The organism is Rhizobium sophorae, assembly GCF_013087515.1.
In the GTDB taxonomy this organism is placed as follows: Bacteria; Pseudomonadota; Alphaproteobacteria; order Rhizobiales; family Rhizobiaceae; genus Rhizobium; species Rhizobium sophorae.
Genome location: NZ_JABFCN010000028.1, coordinates 153,915 through 172,669, shown reverse-complemented (window position 1 = coordinate 172,669; position 18,755 = coordinate 153,915). Strand labels below are relative to the sequence as shown.

The 18,755-nt window shown below is 61.6% G+C and carries 18 protein-coding genes and 2 pseudogenes; 6 read left to right on the top strand and 14 right to left on the bottom strand.

Going from position 1 to position 18,755, the window contains the following annotated elements; translation table 11 throughout:
• Nucleotides 1-41 precede the first annotated feature (41 nt).
• The gene (locus tag G9X64_RS16560) at nt 42-818 is read left to right on the top strand and encodes a dioxygenase family protein (protein ID WP_168313111.1); all 777 of its coding nucleotides are present in this window, start codon (nt 42-44) and stop codon (nt 816-818) included.
• A 49-nt stretch (nt 819-867) separates the two neighbouring features.
• Here G9X64_RS16560 and G9X64_RS16555 read toward each other — a convergent pair whose 3' ends face one another.
• The 3 genes from G9X64_RS16555 to G9X64_RS16545 all read right to left on the bottom strand — a co-directional run bounded on the left by G9X64_RS16555 (nt 868) and on the right by G9X64_RS16545 (nt 2,834).
• The gene (locus G9X64_RS16555) at nt 868-1,644 is read right to left on the bottom strand and encodes a molybdopterin-binding protein (protein ID WP_011652532.1); all 777 of its coding nucleotides are present in this window, start codon (nt 1,642-1,644) and stop codon (nt 868-870) included.
• Nucleotides 1,641-2,483, bottom strand: a complete 843-nt coding sequence (locus G9X64_RS16550) for a cytochrome b/b6 domain-containing protein (RefSeq protein ID WP_168313887.1) — start codon at nt 2,481-2,483, stop codon at nt 1,641-1,643. Before G9X64_RS16550 ends, G9X64_RS16555 begins: the two co-directional genes overlap by 4 nt.
• Before the next feature lie 81 nt (nt 2,484-2,564).
• On the bottom strand, nt 2,565-2,834 hold the full coding sequence (locus G9X64_RS16545; RefSeq protein ID WP_168313113.1) for a pentapeptide MXKDX repeat protein: 270 nt from the start codon (nt 2,832-2,834) through the stop codon (nt 2,565-2,567).
• Between the two features lie 234 nt (nt 2,835-3,068).
• Here G9X64_RS16545 and G9X64_RS16540 point away from each other — a divergent pair, with 234 nt between their 5' ends.
• The 3 genes from G9X64_RS16540 to G9X64_RS16530 all read left to right on the top strand — a co-directional run bounded on the left by G9X64_RS16540 (nt 3,069) and on the right by G9X64_RS16530 (nt 4,676).
• Nucleotides 3,069-3,617, top strand: coding sequence for a sigma-70 family RNA polymerase sigma factor (locus G9X64_RS16540; protein WP_168313114.1), 549 nt, complete (start codon nt 3,069-3,071; stop codon nt 3,615-3,617).
• A complete protein-coding gene (locus G9X64_RS16535) occupies nt 3,614-4,258 on the top strand; it encodes an NrsF family protein (RefSeq protein ID WP_171376972.1) in 645 nt (214 codons plus the stop codon). Before G9X64_RS16540 ends, G9X64_RS16535 begins: the two co-directional genes overlap by 4 nt.
• A 136-nt stretch (nt 4,259-4,394) precedes the next feature.
• Complete coding sequence (locus tag G9X64_RS16530; RefSeq protein WP_171376971.1) at nt 4,395-4,676, top strand: nodulation protein; 282 nt, start codon at nt 4,395-4,397, stop codon at nt 4,674-4,676.
• 62 nt (nt 4,677-4,738) lie between these two features.
• On the opposite strand, the gene G9X64_RS16525 is transcribed toward G9X64_RS16530, so the two are convergent.
• From G9X64_RS16525 to G9X64_RS16475, 11 genes and pseudogenes are all read right to left on the bottom strand, one after another.
• Nucleotides 4,739-6,232, bottom strand: coding sequence for a right-handed parallel beta-helix repeat-containing protein (locus G9X64_RS16525; RefSeq protein ID WP_171376970.1), 1,494 nt, complete (start codon nt 6,230-6,232; stop codon nt 4,739-4,741).
• Nucleotides 6,233-6,677: 445 nt separating this feature from the next.
• Nucleotides 6,678-8,165: a right-handed parallel beta-helix repeat-containing protein gene (locus G9X64_RS16520; RefSeq protein ID WP_168313118.1), complete on the bottom strand. Its 1,488-nt coding sequence runs from the start codon at nt 8,163-8,165 to the stop codon at nt 6,678-6,680.
• 526 nt (nt 8,166-8,691) lie between these two features.
• The gene (locus tag G9X64_RS16515; protein WP_171376969.1) at nt 8,692-9,663 is read right to left on the bottom strand and encodes a DMT family transporter; all 972 of its coding nucleotides are present in this window, start codon (nt 9,661-9,663) and stop codon (nt 8,692-8,694) included.
• Nucleotides 9,664-9,980: 317 nt separating this feature from the next.
• A pseudogene (locus G9X64_RS16510) lies at nt 9,981-10,253 on the bottom strand (ABC transporter permease); the annotation flags it as partial.
• Nucleotides 10,254-10,337: 84 nt separating this feature from the next.
• On the bottom strand, nt 10,338-10,940 hold the full coding sequence (locus G9X64_RS16505; protein WP_171376968.1) for a hypothetical protein: 603 nt from the start codon (nt 10,938-10,940) through the stop codon (nt 10,338-10,340).
• 178 nt (nt 10,941-11,118) lie between these two features.
• Entirely contained in the window at nt 11,119-12,321 is a 1,203-nt protein-coding gene (locus G9X64_RS16500; RefSeq protein ID WP_171376967.1) for an ABC transporter permease, read from the bottom strand.
• Between the two features lie 4 nt (nt 12,322-12,325).
• Nucleotides 12,326-13,465 (bottom strand): ABC transporter permease, encoded by a 1,140-nt coding sequence (locus G9X64_RS16495; protein WP_171376966.1) that lies wholly within the window; start codon nt 13,463-13,465, stop codon nt 12,326-12,328.
• Entirely contained in the window at nt 13,462-14,166 is a 705-nt protein-coding gene (locus G9X64_RS16490; protein WP_171376965.1) for an ABC transporter ATP-binding protein, read from the bottom strand. Before G9X64_RS16490 ends, G9X64_RS16495 begins: the two co-directional genes overlap by 4 nt.
• Nucleotides 14,163-15,395, bottom strand: coding sequence for an efflux RND transporter periplasmic adaptor subunit (locus G9X64_RS16485; protein ID WP_171376964.1), 1,233 nt, complete (start codon nt 15,393-15,395; stop codon nt 14,163-14,165). Before G9X64_RS16485 ends, G9X64_RS16490 begins: the two co-directional genes overlap by 4 nt.
• Before the next feature lie 227 nt (nt 15,396-15,622).
• Nucleotides 15,623-16,697: pseudogene (locus tag G9X64_RS16480) on the bottom strand (helix-turn-helix domain-containing protein).
• 248 nt (nt 16,698-16,945) lie between these two features.
• Nucleotides 16,946-17,926, bottom strand: a complete 981-nt coding sequence (locus G9X64_RS16475) for an SDR family oxidoreductase (protein WP_168313124.1) — start codon at nt 17,924-17,926, stop codon at nt 16,946-16,948.
• A gap of 265 nt (nt 17,927-18,191) precedes the next feature.
• On the opposite strand from G9X64_RS16475, the gene G9X64_RS16470 reads away from it, so the two are divergent.
• Nucleotides 18,192-18,368: a hypothetical protein gene (locus G9X64_RS16470; protein WP_171376963.1), complete on the top strand. Its 177-nt coding sequence runs from the start codon at nt 18,192-18,194 to the stop codon at nt 18,366-18,368.
• Between the two features lie 8 nt (nt 18,369-18,376).
• Nucleotides 18,377-18,751, top strand: a complete 375-nt coding sequence (locus G9X64_RS16465) for a VOC family protein (RefSeq protein WP_168313126.1) — start codon at nt 18,377-18,379, stop codon at nt 18,749-18,751.
• Nucleotides 18,752-18,755 lie beyond the last annotated feature (4 nt).

Sequence of the window (18,755 nt, the reverse complement as noted above, 5' to 3'; positions counted from 1 at the left end):
CATCCTCCTTAAATCCTGCGTCTTGAGGCAAAGGAAGACAGATGAAGAGGCGCACACTGGTGATTGGAGGTGCGGCCATTGTCGCATCATCCGTGGCTGCGGTGGCGGTCTGGCCACGGCGGCATGTCGTTGTTGCGGCCAAAACTTTCGACTGGAAGGGAACGGATTTCCTGAGCGGCGGCACAAAGTCGATCGCATTGGAAAAGCTGCCCGAGCCGCTCTTCCGCAGCAGTCCGAATTGCGTCGTGACCGTCGCCCAGACTATCGGCCCGTGCCATGTCAACAATGTCCCGGCTCGTCAGGACGTCTCAGAAGGAAAGGCCGGGCTGCCTTTGCGGTTGGCCGTCCGGATCGTCCACGCAGCCGATTGCCGGCCGATCGAAAATGCCGATATCGAAATCTGGCATACCGATCATCGCGGCATCTATTCCGGCCGGGAGGCTGCTGAGATGTGCACCTTCGGCGATGCCGAGGCGATCAGCGGGCTCGCCTTCCGCGGCCGCCAGCCGACGAATACCAAGGGGCAGGCAAGCTTTTTGACGGCCTATCCCGGATGGTACAAGGGCCGCACGCCGCATGTTCATTGCCGCATCCTCGTCGAGGGCAAGGAGCTTCTCGTCAGCCAGATCTATTTCGACGATGTGCTGAGCGACATCATCTACGGCGAGCATCCCGACTATCTCGGGCGCCCTGCCCGCGATACGCGCAACGACGAGGACGGCCTCATCCCGGAGGATGCGGCCGACCACATGTTCGATTTCGAAAAGCTCGATAGCGGTGTGCTGTCCGCCACCATTACGATCGGCCTCGCGGCCTGAGCGAAGGAGCGGCGGGGCTTCCCGCACCCTCGTCGGTGGGGCACCCCGCCTATATGCCCGCATACCACTCATAACCGCGATCCTCCCAGAAGCCGCCATTGCCGCCGTAGAGCTGGCCGAGATCGGCGACGGCTTCGATGCCGGTCAGGTATTTTGCCTGCTTGTAGCCGAGCTGCCGCTCGACCCGGAGCCGGAGCGGCGCGCCATGGGCAACTTCGAGATCGCGACCATTCATGGTATGGGCAAGGATCGTCTGGGGGTGGAACGCATCGACGAGATCGATGCTTTCGTAGTACCAACCGCTGCCGTCGAGCGTCTTTTCATATTCGTCGGCGCAGTGGAAAACAATGTAGCGGGCTTCGGGTTTCAGGCCCGCCGCCTGCAGCAGCGCGCCGAGCGGCACGCCAGTCCATTTGCCGATCGCGCTCCAGCCCTCGACGCAGTCATGCCTTGTGATCTGGGTGCGGGCCGGCAGGGCTTTCAGCTCCGCCAGGGACAACTGCATCGGCTTGTCGACCAGCCCGCCGACCTCGAGTTTCCAGCCCGAAAACCGCTGGTTCATCCAGTCGATATAGCGGGCATTGTCGGGCATGCTCGTGCCATTGGCGCGGAAGGTCGGCGAGATATCGGCTTCGGTGAATTCGCGGGCGAGCGCGTCGTCACCGAGCAGGAAGCGCTGCGTCTTCATGCTGAGGCCTTCGGCGATCTTCAACACCGATTTCGTCCGATCATTTTCGACGAGGGCATCGCAGCCGGCGAGCCCCAGCGCCGATGCCGTCATGGTCGCGCCGATCAGGAAGCGACGCCTGGTGATGATGCGGCTCATGACTTTCCTCCCTGCCCGATGTCGTAATAGCCGGTGACCATCGAACGCAAATTGTTGAACACGCCCGAGACCACCACCATCGCCACATGCACGGCGACGAAGGCGACGAGCGAGAAGGCGGTCAGGAAATGCAGCGTGCGGGCCGATTGCCGGCCGCCAAACAGATCGAGCAGCCAGGGCGCGACCGCGTTGAAGCCCGGCGACATGGTAAGCCCTGTCCCGATCATCAGCGGCAACAGCACGAAGATCACGGCGACATAGGCGAGTTTCTGCAGCGTATTGTAGTGGCGGGCCTCGGCCCCCTTGGGAAAGCGCAACCGGGCGTGGCTGACGATCTCATGGCCGAGATGCGAAGGCTTCAGCTCTTCGGCCGCCGGCAGCAGATCACGGCGGAAATGCCGGCTGACGAAACCGTAGGCGAGATAGATGAAGCCATTGATGACGAACAGCCAGGCAAAGAAGAAATGCCAGCGCCGGCCCGATGCCAGATCCTGGTAGCTCGGCAAGGTCAGCCAGTTCGGAAAACCGCGCACCGCAGCCTCGCCGTCGACATTCGAAACCCCGAGAATGCCCGTCGTATCGAAGCTCAATCCGCCCAAGTGCGTCACGCCCTTCAGCGCATCGCCTTCCTGTTCCGCCTCCATGGAAATGAAGGACGGATCGTTGTCGGCGCCGTACTGGCCCCAATAGAGCGCCGGATGGGCGTTGAATATCTGCAGGCCACTGTACAGCAGCACTGTCATGCACAGCACGTTTACCCAGTGCGACAGGCGCACCAGCAGGCCATGGCGGTAGAAGAGCGTGCGTCCGCTCGCCATGCCGGCATCGGTCGGGGCCATTGTAGTTCCTCCGGATCGAAAGGTCTTCGTGAGAAAGGACGCGGCCGCTGGCCAAATAGTTTCAGCGGCCGCGGCTAAAGCTTATTTCATCGCGTCGCAGGCCTTCATCATCGTGTCCTTCTTCATCGTGTCCTTCTCCATGCCGGCATTGTGCATGCAGTCGGCCTTCGTGCTGCCGGTCGCCATTGCGTCCTTCGACATCGCATCCTTGGACATCGCATCCTTCGACATCGTGTCGGTCTTCATGCTGTCTTTCTTCATGGCATCGCTGCTTTGGGCGCTGGCGGCGCCGGCAAGCGACAGGCCGATGACGAAGGTGCAGGCGGCGAGGCTGGAAAGGATCTTGCTCATGAGGGTCTCCTCGGAACGATTGACATGTCCGCCGGCACCCGCCGACGGCTCACAGTCCTGAATTCGATCCCTTTGCGAAGGCGGTTACAGCCTCACGCTTATGTGATAGCGCTACAGCGCCGCGCGGCTTTTGGAGACGCGCAAGTGACGCTGTACACTTTGAATTGCCGCCGGAAGATTTTTGAACCCGCCTGTAACCAAAGCGTCATCCACCCGAATAATATTGCAGACGACATGACGAGCGCCCATTCGGAACAAGCACTGAAGATGCTGATGCTTCTTTCCCTCGACGGGGACGAGGCAGCCTATCGGCGTCTGCTCGTGACGTTGCGAACCCTGCTCGTCGGTTATTATGGCGGGCGGATCGGCGCCACGGCGAAATCCGACACGGAAGATCTCGTGCAGGAGACCTTGCTGGCGCTGCATGCGCGCCGAGCGACCTATGACAGGGAGCGGCCGTTCACCGCGTGGTTCTTCTCGATTGCCCGCTACAAGCTGATCGACCACCACCGAAAGCATGGCGGCCGGTATAAGGCGGAAATGGAACTGGACGAGGAGATCGAAGACGACTTCAGGGAGGATGCGATTGCAGCGCGCATGGATGTCGAACGGCTGTTGAACGGTCTGCCGCAGCACCAGCAGGAGCTTATCCGTCAGGTCAAGCTCGAGGGGCAGTCGGTGGCCGACACGGCAAGCCGCACCGGACAGTCGGAATCGGCGGTCAAGGTCGGCGTTCACAGGGGCATCAAGGCGCTGGCGGCAAGATTGCGAGGTGGGATGTGAGAGAGACTGAGGACGTGATCGACAGCCTTGTTCGGGATCTGAAACCGGTGCCGAGGCATGCGCTCGAACGCCGCTTCGCGCTCGCCATCCTGCCAGCTCTGGCAGTCTCGCTGCTGCTGATGCTTATCGTCCTCGGCCTTCGCACCGACATGGCGCAGGCGCTGATGCTGCCGGTCTTCTGGATCAAGTCCGCCTACAATGGCTTGCTTGCAATCGCCGCCTTCGCAGCCGTTTACCGCCTGTCCCGGCCGGATGGCTCGGAGGAGCGCTTTTTTGGGATTGCCGCGGCCATCATGCTCGCCCTCGCCGTCATGGCGGTCATTCAGCTCGCTTTGTCGCCGGCCGCAAGCTACCCCGCGCTTGTGCTCGGCTCCTCCGCCCTGCATTGCCCGCTGCTGATCTTTGCCTTTGCCATGCCGATCCTGATCGCAAATACCTGGGTGCTGCGCGGCGGCGCGCCAAGCAACCTCGGGGTGACCGGCTTCATCGCCGGCATTGCCGCCGGCGCGTCCGGCGCCTGGGTCTATTCCTGGTTCTGCACGGAAAACGGCCTGCCCTTCGTCACCCTCTGGTATTCGCTCGGCATCCTCCTGACCGGCGCCATCGGCGCGCTGCTCGGGCCCCGCCTGCTGCGCTGGTAGCACCGGCTGTTTGCAGCGTAGCGCCGACAATCCTTCATCCGGCATGAAACCAGATGCGGCATTCCTGCGTACTACTCCGGGGATGAGTCCTGCGTACCCCCTGGATAGGAAAACACAGGCAGCGAGGAATGATGGCATGGTCAGGAAAGAAGGCGTAGCCCATATCACCCGGCAAGTCGCGGAACAAGGCCTGGCCAGGCTGATGATGAGGCTGCCTGCGACGCGGGCAACGATCAGAGCGGCCGCGGCGAGCCAGCCCCATTTTTACGAATTGTGCGGCACCTATGGCGAAGCCTGCGCCGTCCTCGATCGCATGCGCCGGGATAGATCGGCCGATCCCGCAATCATCACCGAATACGAGATAATCTGCGCGGAAATCGAAGTCGACGTCATCAAGATCCTGCTCGGCGATCAATGACTTCGCAAGTGCTGGGCGGAAGGCCCGCGATGATGCAACGCCATTTGCTGCCGGCATCCCTGTCAGCTCAGCAGGTCATCCATATGGATGGAGATGCTCAGCGTATCCGTGTCGAAATGCAGTGAAGTCCCATCGGAAATCTTGTAGTGGAAGGTGTCGCTCACGTCTCCGCTGAGTCCGGCGAGCTTTGCCGCGTCGGCCGTGTAGGTGTAATCGCCGTCACTGTCGACATGGATGGAGCCGTATTGGCCGGTTAGCGTCACGCCGTCCTTGTCGACGAATTCGCCCTCGAAGCGGCGAAGCAGCAGGGTTCCATTGGCCGAGCTGTCGTTTTCGAGGAGATTGCCGTAATGGGCGCCATCCAGATCGGAGGAAATTTTCAGGCTGTCATGGGTTGCGACAAGCGCAGGCGCCGTGTCCGTGTGCGTCGTATCGCCGACGGCGAGACTATCGCTGTTCGCAAGCATCGTCGCCTGGGCCTCGTCGAGCGTCGTGTTGTTGCTGACGGGAAAGGTGTTCGCGGCGATGATGGCGGGAGATATGCTGTAGGGCTTGACATCGCTGGCGATGACATTGTCGTGGAAGGAGCCGGATGCCGGCCTGTCGACCTTCAGCGCTGCCTGAGTCAGGTCGTCGAAGACGTTGTTGTGGATCTCGATACCCTCGCGAACGTAGCTGGTCGTGCCGGCGGCGCTGACCACCACGCCCCATACGCCATCGTGGATATAGTTGCCCGATATATCGTAGTCCCGCGTATTGCCTTGGTCGCCGAGACCGATGGCGTAGGACCAGCTGTAGCCGCCATAGCCTGAAATATCGTTGTCGTGGATAGCGACGTTGGTGCCGGCTTGAGCGCCGATCCCGAAGCCACCGCCGATGATCGCGTTGTCCTCGACCAAGGCATTTACGGTCCGAACGAGCGCGATGACGCCCTTCGGCGTAGCGGCGCCCGTCTGGTCGAGATAATTGCCGCTGATCACGATATTGCTGCTGTCGTTTATCTGGACGGCATCGGCCGCGGTGCCGTGGGCGTTCGTGACGGTGTTGTTGAGAAAGTTGACGCCGTTGACTTTTTCGATCCAGACGCCGTCGCCGTTGACGTCGTTGATCGTACTGTTTTCGATGGTGATGTTCGAGCCGGTCCGGAAGGTGATCGAACCTGACTTGCCAGCCAGTCCGGTGTGATCGACCTCGACGTTGCGGACCGTCCAGTTCGAAACACTGCCGCCATAGATGGCCGCACCGCCAGTGTCGGAGATCTTGATGTTCTCGATGACGATGTTCGAGGCATAGAGGCTGTGGATGCCGTCGTTGGGGCTATGGATGACCGGCGCATCGCCGACACCATAACTGCCGATCGTAATCGGAGCCGTAACGCTGCCGGAGTATTTAAGGTCAAGCTGATCGTTGAACACGCTTCCGGCGGCGAGCAGCACGCTGTCGCCCGGCTGCAGCTTCAAGTTTTCCACCGCCCAGAACGATGCAAACGGCGTGTCTTCGCTCGTTCCATTGTTACTGTTGGAGCCTGTCGCTGGATTCACATAATAGATTGCCATATCGCCTTGTTCTCGAATTGCCCGCGCAGCCGTCTGAATCGGCTGCGACGCGTGGATCGGATGCGGTCGGGGCTAAAGGCCATGTCAAAAGGCCTTCGATATTGCCCTCACGACGGTCAGCAGACCCTGTGGGTCTGCCTTGGTCCCGAGAACGCCTGGCGGAGGCGTATCCTGGAAATGACAACTTATACGAAAACAATCTACTAAATAACGACCGAAAGGTTAATGAATGACAACCGTACACCTCGGCGACGTATGGTCGCGGAGGTGAGACGTCCTGTTTCAGGTCAGTCGCAAGCCGGAAAGGTTGAGGCCGTATTGCAGCCCCTTACCCTCACCCGGCGGCAGCCGGATGAGGGACACTGCGGAGCCATTTGATGGCGAGAGCAACGCTTCCCCGGAAGGAACGCCTCCCGGCGTCGCGCCGGCTCCCGGCACATTCACCTCAGCTCAGCAAGCCATCCAGATGGATGAAGACGGTCAGCGTATCCCCGTCGCTATGGTGCGAGCTTCCATCGTTGATCCCGTAGCTGAACGACTCGCTCACATGTCCGCTATGGTCAGGGAGCTTCGTTTCATCGAGCGTGTAGGCATAGTTGCCTTCCCGGTCCACGTGGATCTCACCATATTCCCCGGTCAGCGTCAGCCCGTGCTTGCCGACGGTTTCCTCCCCGAAGCGCCGAAGCACCAGGGTGTCATTGTCCGAGCTGTCGTTTTCGAGGAGATTGCCGCGATGGGCGTCGCCCGTATCGGTGAAGATCTTCAAATTGTCATGGACGGCGATTACCGCCGGATCCGCGGAGGCCTCCATCACTGCCGCAGTCTTCGCAACCGGGCTTGCCAGCGCGGTCTCGACATTGGCGACCGTATGGTTGCCTTTGACCGTGAAGGTATGCGCGTCGGCAATGGCCGGCGATATGCTGGTGGCCTTGGTGCCGGTCTCGATCGTATTGTTGGTGAAGGAGCCGGATGCCGGCCTGTCGACCTTCAGCGCCGCCTGCGAGAGGTCGTCGAAGACGTTGTCGTGAACCTTGATATTCGTGCGGCTATAGCTGGCACCGATGGGGCCGCTGACGGCAACGCCCCACGCGCCGTCATGAATATGGTTGCCTGAAATATCATAGTCCCGCGCATTGCCCTGGTCGCCGAGACCGACGGCGAAGGACCAGCTGTAACCGTGATATCCGGATATGTCATTGTCGCGGATGGCAACGTTCTTGCCCGCCTGCGCGCTGATGCCGAAGCCGCCGCCGGTGATCACATTGTCCTCGACAACCGCATTGGTGGGCCTGACGAGCGCGATGACGCCCTTGGGGCTGCTGGCATGCGTCTGGTCGAGATGATTGCCCTTGATCAGAATATTGCTGCTGTCGTTCATCTGCACGGCATCGGCCGTCGAGCCGCTCGCGCTGGTCACGGTATTGTTGAGAAGCTTGACGCCGGCGACCTTTTCGATCCAGAAGCCGTCGCCTTTGACGCCCGATATCTTGCTGTCTTCGACCGTCACGTTCTTGCTGCTCCGGAAGGTGACGGCGCCTGCGTTTTCCGACAATCCCGTCTTGGCGATCTCGACGTCGCGGACCGTCCAGTTCGTGACACTGCCGCCATAGATGCCCGCACCGCCGGTATTCGATATCTTCAGGTTCTCGATGACGATGTTCGAGGCATAGAGACTGTGGATGCCGTCGCCGCTGCTGTGGATGACGGGTGCCGCACCCGTCCCGTAACTGCCGATCTTGATCGGCGCACTCTCGCTGCCGGAATATTTGATATCGAACTGCTCGTTGAACACGCTCCCCTTGGCAAGGAGCACGCTGTCGCCGGGTTTCAGCTTCAAGGATTCCACTTTGGACAAAGTCTCAAAAGCCGATTTCTGGGCCGTTCCGCTGTTGCGGTCGGAGCCAGTCGCTGAGTTCACATAGTAGACTGTCATATCGCCATGTTGCCCTGTTCGTCGGATCGCTAAGTCGCCGCCGGAATCGCCCAGGATCGGCCGATCGGATGCGGCGGAGGGCAACCGGCCACGGCAAGAAGGCGATAAGATGTTGTCAATGGGGCAGCGGGCGAGTTCGCGCGCCTCATTCCACAGGCAATTGCCTGGTGTGACCAAAGTTACAACTTGGCCCGAGAAATCGGCGACTTCGAGGTGAATAAATCGCGGCGTGTTTGCGCGAGGCATACGTCGCCTTCGGTCTGTGCGCCATGTGATTCTTGCCTTCGCTTGCGCTCAGGGGGTGACGAGCGCCAGCGACGAACGCCTTGAGCGTAAGCGAAAGGCGCACTCCAAGGTGAAACACTACCCCCTCGCCCTCAAAGCCGAGGTCAGCGGCAACCATGTCGCAGCGATGGGGAGACCTCAGGCCCTACAGCGCCGCGCGTCTTTTCAGACGCGCAAAGGACGCTGTAGCACTTTGAATTGCTGCATAATTTTATCCTTAAATCGATCCTGATTTAAGGAATTATGCAGTAGCCGCTTCGGCCTTGATCTTCGGCTTCAGCAGGATGATGAGAAGCAAGCCGGCGATGATGAGTGCCGCGCCTTCGAGGTGATAGCGTTGCAACTGCTCGCCGAGGATCAGATAGGCGAGCACGGCGATGAAGATGGTCTGAATGTAGAGGAGGACGCCCGCCCGAGCCGCGCCCAGTGCCTCGATGCTGCGATTGAAGAGGTAGTACATGACCGCCCCGCCGGGGATCGCGACATAGGCGAGCGCGATGAGCCCGCTGCCGTTGAGCGTCGAGCGCTCGTCTGAGAATAGCTCGAACAGGTAGAAGGGCAGCGCCGTCAGCACCGCCGCACCGAGCAGCAGCACCAGGAGCGCAAGGCGATTCATGTCGAATTTCGCGCGGCGGAGCAGGACGGTATAAAGACTGAAACAGAACGCGCCGGCGACGATCCACAGTTCACCCGGGTTGAAGTCGAGCCGCATCAGCGCGGCCGGACTGCCCTTGATGATGATGACCACGATCCCGAGAAAGGCCAGGATCGATCCGATCACCTGCCAGCGTCCCATCGGCTCGGCCAGCATCAAACGGGCAAGGATCATGGTGATGATCGGGATCAGGGCGATGATGATGCCGGCAGTGGTGGCATCGGCATGTTCGAGGCCGACAAAAATCATGCCCTGGCAGATCGCCAGTCCCACACCGCCGATGAGAAGCAGTTCGAGGGCGCGAGCCCGCGCGAGCGCGACCATCTCGGCGAAATGCCGGCGCACGATCGGCATCAGGATCGCGAAGGCGATCAGCACGCGCCAGAAGCAGAGCGCCCAGGGCGGCATTTCTGAAGAGACCCATTTCGCAGCGATATAGACGCCGGCCGACAGCAGCCAGCAGAAAATGCCGACGGAATAGGCGGCGGCAAGCGAACTGCCCCCCGCCTGTTCCGTCCCGACCGTGTCGCGATGGACCGCCAAGACATTCATTGCCATGGCTTAGTTATGCCATAGTTTCCGTGGGCTGCACAGATGAGGCTGCGGCGCTTTACCTTCGGAGTGCCGTCTGGCTGGGAGGCTCGTGAGGTCAAACGTGTGCTGCCCAGCAAACTCGACTTCTCTCCATCCTCATCCTGAGGTGCCCTAAAGGGGCCCCGAAGGACGAGGCAGGCCACCGGCGTCTCGTCCGGCAATGCGGATGCCGCCGTAGGGCGTCCAGCCACCCGCCCCCGTCCTTCGAGGCTCCGGCCTGCGGCCTCCGCACCTCAGGATGAGGGCTAGTCGTGTGCCGCGAGTTTTTACGCAGCAACCCTCTACCCCCTCGCCCGCAAAGCCGAGGTCAGCGGCAGCCGTGTCGCCGCAAGTGCCGGCAACGCGCCGCCGATGATGCCGATGGCAAGTCCCAGCAGGCCGGCGGTGAGCGCGACGTCGGCGGTGACGTCGAGCTGGAAGGCCATCTTGGTATTGTCGGCGCCCATCGTGCTTGCCTGCCAGCCGTGGAAGGCGAGCCAGGAGGCGAGGATGCCGAGGGCGGCACCCGCGATCGAGAGAAGCACGGCCTCGATCCAGGTCGCTGCAAAGGCCGGTCATGCGGGGACCCCAGGCCGGCGGTCAGCGCGACACCCCAACATCAAGGCTCTGCAACTGACTACATCATCTTAATCACCCGCTTATATATCGGCGTCAGGGGTGGCAACGAGAGGCGTAATGCCATCACTGCCGTAAATTCGGCTGCCATCTCCTTTGGGCAAACCGACAATAGCAGGCGTAAGAGCCTGGCGAAGCGCGTTTAATCTATTGATGATGTATAGCGCCTGCTCTTTGTTATTCAGGGTCTCGCCATGAACGACGGCATCCAGAAGCTGAAACCCAATGTGATTTTCCCTGTTCAGATAGCTCTGAAGGGGATAGGCCGCTTCAACTCTCCTAATAAGATTATCGGAGAAGTGTGGGATGATAGGGTTCTCGCCTTGGTGATTGTTCGTGGCGAAAGAAACCACGGCGTGAACCTCACCGGTGAGCCTAAAGATTGAGTAGGCAGCAAGGAGTTTCTGGCGCCTATCAGCTTCAATCGCTGCCGATTTGACTTCCGCAAGCTCCCGACGTTGAACCTCAATCTGATCACGCAGCAATGCTGCATTCTCGCTTGCTGCTTCTCTAGTGGCTTTGATAGTCCGATTTGCCGCCACGAGAGCCATATACCCTGCCGCAGCTGTCGCTATCGCTGCGGCTGCACTCGCGATTGCACCCCATTCCGCTGCGCCCCAGCCCATCAAACTATCCTCATTGTTTTCGGGATGAAGATATAGGTGGGCAGGTATTCACAATGCAACAGCCCTCTCAAAAGCAGCCTTGGGATAACGCCAAACTAGGCTTTAGCCATCTCTTCCTAACCCTGGCGCACGGCAGTGATCATTTGACCTACCCGGCGAGTTCTCATGTAGTAAGCCTCTACCCCCTCGCCTGCAAAGCCGCATGCAACGGCAGCCTTGTGGCGGCCAGCGCCGGCAACGCCCCGCCGATGATGCCGATGGCAAGGCCCAGCAGCCCGGCGGTGAGTGCCACGTCGGCGGTGACGTCGAGCTGGAAGGCCATCTTCGTGTTGTTGGCGCCCATCGTGCTTGCCTGCCAGTCGTTAAAGGCGAGCCACGAGGCGAGGATGCCGAGCGCCGACCCAGCGACAGACAGCAGCACGGCCTCGACCCAGGTGGCAGTGAAGGCCGGCAAGCGGCCGAAGCCGAGCAGGCGCAGCGTGGCGATCTCGACGGTGCGGTCGGAAACCGAGCTCATCATCGTGTTCAGCGCGCCGGCCGTTGCGCCCACCGCCATCAGCAGCGCGAGGGGCCAGCCGAACAGGCGAATGAGGCGGCTGGTGCGCTCGGATTGCGCGGCATAGAGTTCGGCCTCGGAGACCGCAGTGAGCGGAGCGCCGGGAATTGCCGAAAGATGCTGTCTCAGCGCGCCCAGACCACCCGGCCCATCAAGGTGCATACGCAGGCTCTGCACCTGACCCTGCCGGTCGAAAGCCGATTGCACCGCCTCCAGATCCGCCCAGATCTCGGATTCGAAAGCGCTGCCGCCTGACGTGAAATGCCCGACGACCTTCCACTCGACAGCGCCAAGCCGCACCCTGTCGCCGATGGCGAATCCGGAGAACTCCTGGGCGATGCGGGCGCCGACGACGATTTCGCGCGCGCCCTGCGAAAACAGCCGCCCTTGGGAGAGCGACGCGCGGTCGCGCAGGCCGGGCCCCGCCGGATCCATGCCGCGCAACGACAGTGTCTGCTCGGCGCCGTCGCTTGCCCTGATGACATCAACGGGAACGACGACCTCGCGCGACAGCGCCAATCCACCCACCGCGTCGCGCGCCACACCGATATCGCCGGTCATGGCACTTAGGCTGTGGATCGCCTCGGCCGGCACGTCCGAGCCGGTCTCCTGGTTGGTGCCGCCGCCAAGGACGACCGCGATCTCCGGCGAGCCGGCGTCGGCAAGCGCCCTCTCGAAGCCGCGCGCCATGGCGAGAAAACCCGCAAGAACCGCCACCACGAGCGCCACCGACAGCACCATCGACAGCGAGATCCATAGCCGCCGCGGCAGGCTGCCGAGATTGACTCTGATCATGAGAAAGATCTGCTTAAGCGCTGATGACATTGGATTATCTCGATCTGAAGGCGTTGACGATGGGCAGGCGCATGGCATTGGCGGCGGGCAGCAGCCCCGTCGCAAGTCCGAGGGCGGCGATGATGGCGACGGATTTCAGCAGCACCGACGAGGTGAAGGCGAGGCCGAATTCCGGCCCGGCAAACAGCGTCGCGAGCTTGGCAAGCGCAAGCCCACCCGCGCCGCCGGCGGCGAAGACGAACAGCGTCTCACCGAGGATCAGCGCCATGATCCGCCCGCTGGAAAAACCGAGCACCTTCATGACGCCGATTTCGAAGCTGCGCTCCCTCACGGCAAAGAGCATGGTGTTGACCACGATCATCAGGATCGTCACGAAGGCGGCGCCGACGACGAGGCTGACGATCAGGCCGATATCGGCGAACTGCCGCAAGAAAGCCTCGAGGAACTGCTTTTCCGATTGAGTGCGCGTCGGTGCCGCCGAATTGGCAAACAGCGCGTCGATCCTTGCCGCCAGCACGGCGGATGAAACGCCCGGTCGCGGTCGCACTACGAAGCCATCGACTGTATCCTTGCCGCGGGCGCGCGCCGCATTGACGGCATCATAGCGGGCGATCATGAAATAGGTGTCGGTGCTGGCGTCGGCCCCCTCGAAGATGCCGGCGATCCCAAAACTCCAGTTGCGGCTGCCGTCTTCCCTAGCCAGCTGGCTGGTGACCCCGATGCGCTGGCCGACCGACCAGCCCTGCGCCTCCGCCAGCGCCCGGCCGACCAGCACCCGGTCACGGCCCTCTTCCAGCGCTGATATCAGCTGCGGCGTCAGCCCGAGCTCGTCGCCATTAGCCGCGGCGATCAATCGTGGATCGACCGCGCTCGTCATCACCACATTCTTCTCGACATCGACGAAGCCCCGCATGCGCGTCATGTAGGCGACCGCGGCAACATCGCTATCGGCCGCGATCCTGTTGAGATAGGCAAGCGGCAGCGGCTGCGCCCGCCCCGATCTGTTGAAGACCCCGAGCAGCGTATCGCTCGCCCCGGCCGCCCCTTGCGAGCCGCTGAGGAAGCTCGCCGTCAGCCCATAGATCAGGAAGGCGACGCCGACCGAGAACATCAGAAGCGTGGCCCTGAGCGGCTTGCGCCAGGCATTGCGGCGCATCAGCTGGAAGAAGGTCATTGGGCCAACCTTTCCTGCTCGACGAATTCGCCCTTGTTGAGATGCAGCGTGCGCCGGGCAAAGGAAGCCGCCTCGGGATCATGCGTCACCATAATGATGGTCTTCCGCAGTTCTTGATTAAGAAAGCCCAGCATCTCGAGGATATCAGTGGCGGATTTCCGGTCGAGATCGCCAGTCGGTTCGTCGCAGAGCAAGAGGTCGGGATCGCCGACGATGGCGCGGGCGATGCCGACGCGCTGCTGCTGCCCGCCGGACATGCTGGATGGAAACTGCCGCTGCCGCCCGGAGAGCCCGACCAGATCCATGACGGTCTCGACGCGCGCCCGCCGCTCCTTGCGCTTGAGCGGTTTCAACAGCAGCGGCAGCTCGATATTCTCGCCCGCATTCAGCATCGGCAGCAGGTTGTAGAACTGGAAGACGATGCCCATGCTGTGTGCCCGCCAGGCGGCTCTGGCGCCTTCGCCCATCTGCTCAAGATGGCTGCGGCCGATCCTGATCTCCCCTCCGTCGGGGCTGTCGATGCCGCCGAGCATGTTGAGCAGCGTCGATTTCCCCGAGCCCGACGGCCCCATCACGGCGACGAAATCGCCGCGTGCTATGGAAAGGTCGAGCCCGGAAAAGATCGGGATCGTCTCCGCGCCGATCCTGAATGCCTTCCTGACGCCGCGAAGCGCGATATAGGGTTCTTGAGTGTCGGTCATCGCTCTGCTCCTTGCTGATGGTCTGTGCTATCCCCGGCCTCACCCACCAGAAGGCGGATGCGCGCGGCCATGGCGGGGCGCATGTCTGGCGGCGGCGAGGAGAGTGCCAGGCGGAGCGTCACCGTCCCCTTCTCCCGCGAAATCATTGGCGCGATCTTCGATACTTCGACCGCAAACGGCCGGTCGGGAAAGCCGTCGAGCACCGCCTCCCCACGCAAGCCCGACCGCATCAAGGCGATATTCGTCTCGGCCACGTCCGCATCGATGACCATGTTTGCCATGTCGGCAATCGCAAGCAGGCTTTCATTCTCCCGGACGCTGTCCTCTCGCGACAGCACGGTGTCGCCGACATGTGCGGTAAGCCGCGTGACGGTACCTGATATCGGCGCCCGGACGGTCAGCGCTTCTACCCGCTCGCGCGCCCTGTCGATATCGAGATCCGTCTTGGCCACGTCCTGCCGTGCCTGCAGGGCAGCATTTTCGGCAGTGTCGTACGCCGTCTTCGCCTCCTCCAGCGTCTGCGCCGACATCGCATCGCGCCCGGCAAGCCGCTCGGTGCGCGTGAGGGAAGACCGCGCCTGCGCCAATTCAATAGTCGTCGCCGCCAGCGCCAACTCCGCCGATTGCCGGGCGATCTCGGCTCCCTGAAGCGCGAAGCGGGCGCCGGCATCATCGAGCCGCACCAGCACCTGGCCTGTTACGACCCTGTCGCCCGCCTCGACCTCGACGGCAACGATCCGACCTTCATATTTGGAAAAGACGGTAGCGATATCGGGCGCCACGACGTAGCCGGAGCCGGTGACTTCCCGGGTTGGCAATCCCCTCTCCTCTGAGGTATCTGAGGGCAACGCCCGGATAGGACCGGCGGCGGGCACGTCGGTTCCATCGACGGATATTGCGACCTCGTCCCTGCCTAAGAGACCCGCAAGCACAGTCTCGATGCGCTCCAGCGTCTCGGGCCGATAGAGAAGCGCGACCGCAAGCGATGCCGTCGCGACAAGGGCCAGTATTGCTCCGGGAATCACCCGCCGCCGGCTCTGACGATCCGGTGGTTCCGTTTTGAAGGCCGCGGGCTCGATCGAAAGCGATCTCAGCTTGGCGGCAAGGTCTCGGTCATGTTCTGATGTCGTGTTCATGCCGCCAGAATGATCAACGGCAGCAAAACCGCGACCTCGAACGCGTTTCCGACAGTCCTCGATCGCGATTGTGTACTTGGCGCGGCAAGGCACCCGGGTCAGCCCTCATGGTGAGGGTGAGAAGCGATCCGCGAAGCGGAGCAATCGATCCAGTGAATCGATTGCAGTGACGAACGAAGGGCCGTCTCGAACCACGAGGGGCGGGTGATTGCGTGGGTGCAGGCTCATGCTGGCTGTGTGAAGCCCCGGTGGCCAGCCCCGTCCTTGGAGGCCCCTACCGGGCGCCTCAGTATGAGGCTGGAGAGAGGACAGGCATCACTTCAGGACGAAGCCGAAGAGACGCCGGATTCGCCCTTCCTCTCACGCCAGGCAATCGGCGTCATATCCGTGACGCGGCGGAATTCGCGGTTGAAGTTGGACTTGGTCTGGAAGCCGACCTCGAACATCACCTCCGTCACCGATTTCTGCGTCGCGGCAAGTAGCCGGCAGGCCTCGCCGATCCTGTAGTCATTGACATATTGCGAGACGTTCTTGTCCATCGCCCGGTTGATCGCCGCCGAGATCTGGCGAGCGGGAATGCCGGCCTTGCGGGCCAGCCGGTCGAGATTGAGATTGGCGTCGCGATAGAGTTTGCGGGCCTCCATCAGAGCATCGACCGTGGCGATCGTCTGCTTGTCCTCGCTCGTTTCCGGCCGCGGGCCTGCCTCCACCATCTCGGCCGGCGCCCGGCTTCGGCTGGCGGCGGCCGCCGCGATACCGAGGATAACGAGTGCGGCAAGGTTGCTGACGCTGATCAGCGTCAGCGCATGCTCGCCATGCGCCCAGGTGAAATCGAGAAAGACGAAGATATCGACTGCGGCCGAGAGAGACAGGGCGGCGGCCGTAAAAATGATCGCCCGGTAGGTCGGCACCGCCCCTTCGAAGGGCGCCAGCCGCAGCGCATCGGCGCCTGGGCGCATCAGAAGCAGGATCGCCAAGGCATAACCGACAAAGATCAGCACCAGCGCGATATCGATCGCATCCCGTCGGACGACCATCAACGCCAGGATAAGGGCGGTGGGAATGACATGCAGCGCGATCCGTGCCGGCAGCGGCCTTCGGTTCGTCCTCACCAGCCTGGAGACCCCGGCATAAGCAAGCGGTGGCACCATCGCCGCGATCCCGGGCATGATCACGCCTATTGCCTGCACCTCATAGCCCCAGCGCAGGCCGGAGAGGACGGATTGAAGCGCCGCGAGCAGGATGAGCACCAGAAACGGCCGATTGGGCTCATCCTCTTCGTCGCGTCTGATGACGACGACGAAGAGGATGAGCAGCAGAAGGGCAACGACAAAGGGAAGCGGAATGAAGATCATGAGGCTCATGGGTTCGGAATGGCGAATGGAGGGCCATCATTGCCGAGATCCTCATCTGGCGCGACCTTCATCATGTTTTAGGACGCGTTTTAGGCTGGGATTTTTGTGAGCGGCATGCCGTGCCATCCCTCATCCGCCGGTCCGGGGCCGCCGTGCAGATTCTGCGTCGAGGACAAGTGGCGGCGATCATTGTGGCGAACCGTGCGCCGGTTGGCTTCGGCAAGGGTGCGCGCCGATAGGGCGAGCGCGGATCACAAAATACCCTGCATGCGCTCTACGAGGGCCTGCCTAACCGAGAGCGCTTTGCGCTGCGCAAATCCGATCGACCAAAGCATCGAGATCGCCCCTTGGCGGGCGGTTCTTGGCCAGGCGCTGCTTGAGATGCACGATCGGCTCCGCCAGAATTTCATCAAGGCTCTCGGCGCAGGTGAAGTCGCCCGCCACGCTTTTGACCTTTGAATTGTCAAAGATCGCCGACCATGCCTTGTCGCCCCGCAGCGGGCCAACCCACTCCGGATTGTACCGGACCAGGGTGTCCGTCGGCACGTGTACGATCTTGGCCTCGACGCCCAACAATCTGGCGATCGCCGTCTGAATATCGTTCCAGATGTGGGCGCGGTCGGAGGTGATATGGAAAATCTCGTTCAACGCCGCCGGCTTGCCGAAAAGCCCGACAAAGGGTACCGCGAAATCAACCGAGCGGGTCAGTGTCCAGGGCGTGTGGCCATCGCCCGCCACGATGGTGGGCTCGCCGTCCAGCATGCGTCTCGCCATGACGTCGCTGTCACCCATCATGATGGGCAGGCCGGTGCGAACAGTGTGACTGGGACGGACGATGGTCCAGGCGGGATTCTCGGAGTTCTTGAGCAGAGTCTCGCAGGCAATCTTGTCCTGGCTATAGCGCCAATAGGGGTTGATCGCCGGTGTCTGCTCGGTAATCACATAGTGACGCGGCGGCTTTTCATAGACCGAAGCCGAAGAGATGAAGATGTACTGGCCGCAGTGCCCGGCAAACACATCGATGTCACGCGCAACTTGATCGGGTGTAAAGGCAATGAACTGGCACACGACGTCATAATTGGCCTTGGCCAAGTCCGCATAGGCGGGCGCCGCGAGATCGCCGACGATCGAGGTAACCCCTGCAGGCAGTGGGTCGCCTCTCAAGCTGCGGTTATAGACGCTGACATCGTGGCCCTGAACCACGGCGCGCTCGACGCATGGATATGAAATCTGGCCGGTACCGCCAACGAAAAGGATTTTCAAAGCCATCGGAAGGACCTCGGTGTCGGATGTGGCGGGATATGCGGTCAGTCTTCATAGCGCGAAAGAAATCAGTCGTCTCCTGCAAAACACGTGCACCGGCTCACGTCGTTTGGGTCGACCTGTCCCGTAAACCAACGTAGTGGCATTCCGCATAAGCCGATCGGACGACGTGAGGTTCGGCCGCAACCAGCCATTGCCGATACCGCAAAGATCTCTATCTCAAGCCAATAATGCCCCTTCTGTTTGAGATCAGCACAAGACGGAGGCTTTCTTGAAGGATTATCTGCCCTATGCAGCCGGGGTGCTGGCAGGATTATTGGTCGCCTTTCTCATATCTCGCCTGTTGATGCTGTCGGAGACACCGCAGCTCATGCTTTTTGCATTGCTGCCGGCCCTCGGCGGCGCGCTCGTCGAACGCGTTTGCCGTCGCCGGCCCAACAATTCTTGAAGGGTTCCATGGCAAGGCTGAAAGAAATCGTCATCGATTGCGACATTCCCTCGCGTGTCGCCCGGTTCTGGGCGGAGGCGCTCGATGGCTACGACGTGATGCCATATGACGACGAAGAACTGGCCCGCCTTGCCGCTCTCGGATTGACACCCGAGACTGACCCGACCGTGATGGTCGAAGGTCCCGGAACCCGCCTTTGCTTCCAACTTCGCCAGGGGGAACGTCCCGCCCGCAACCGGCTTCATCTCGATATTGCCACCCCCGATCGGGCCAGGGAGGTAGAGCGGCTTCTATCGCTCGGTGCGACCTTCGTCCGCGAAGCGGATGGCTATACGGTCTTGAATGATCCCGAAGGCAACAATTTCTGCGTGGTGTCGGAATAGTCCG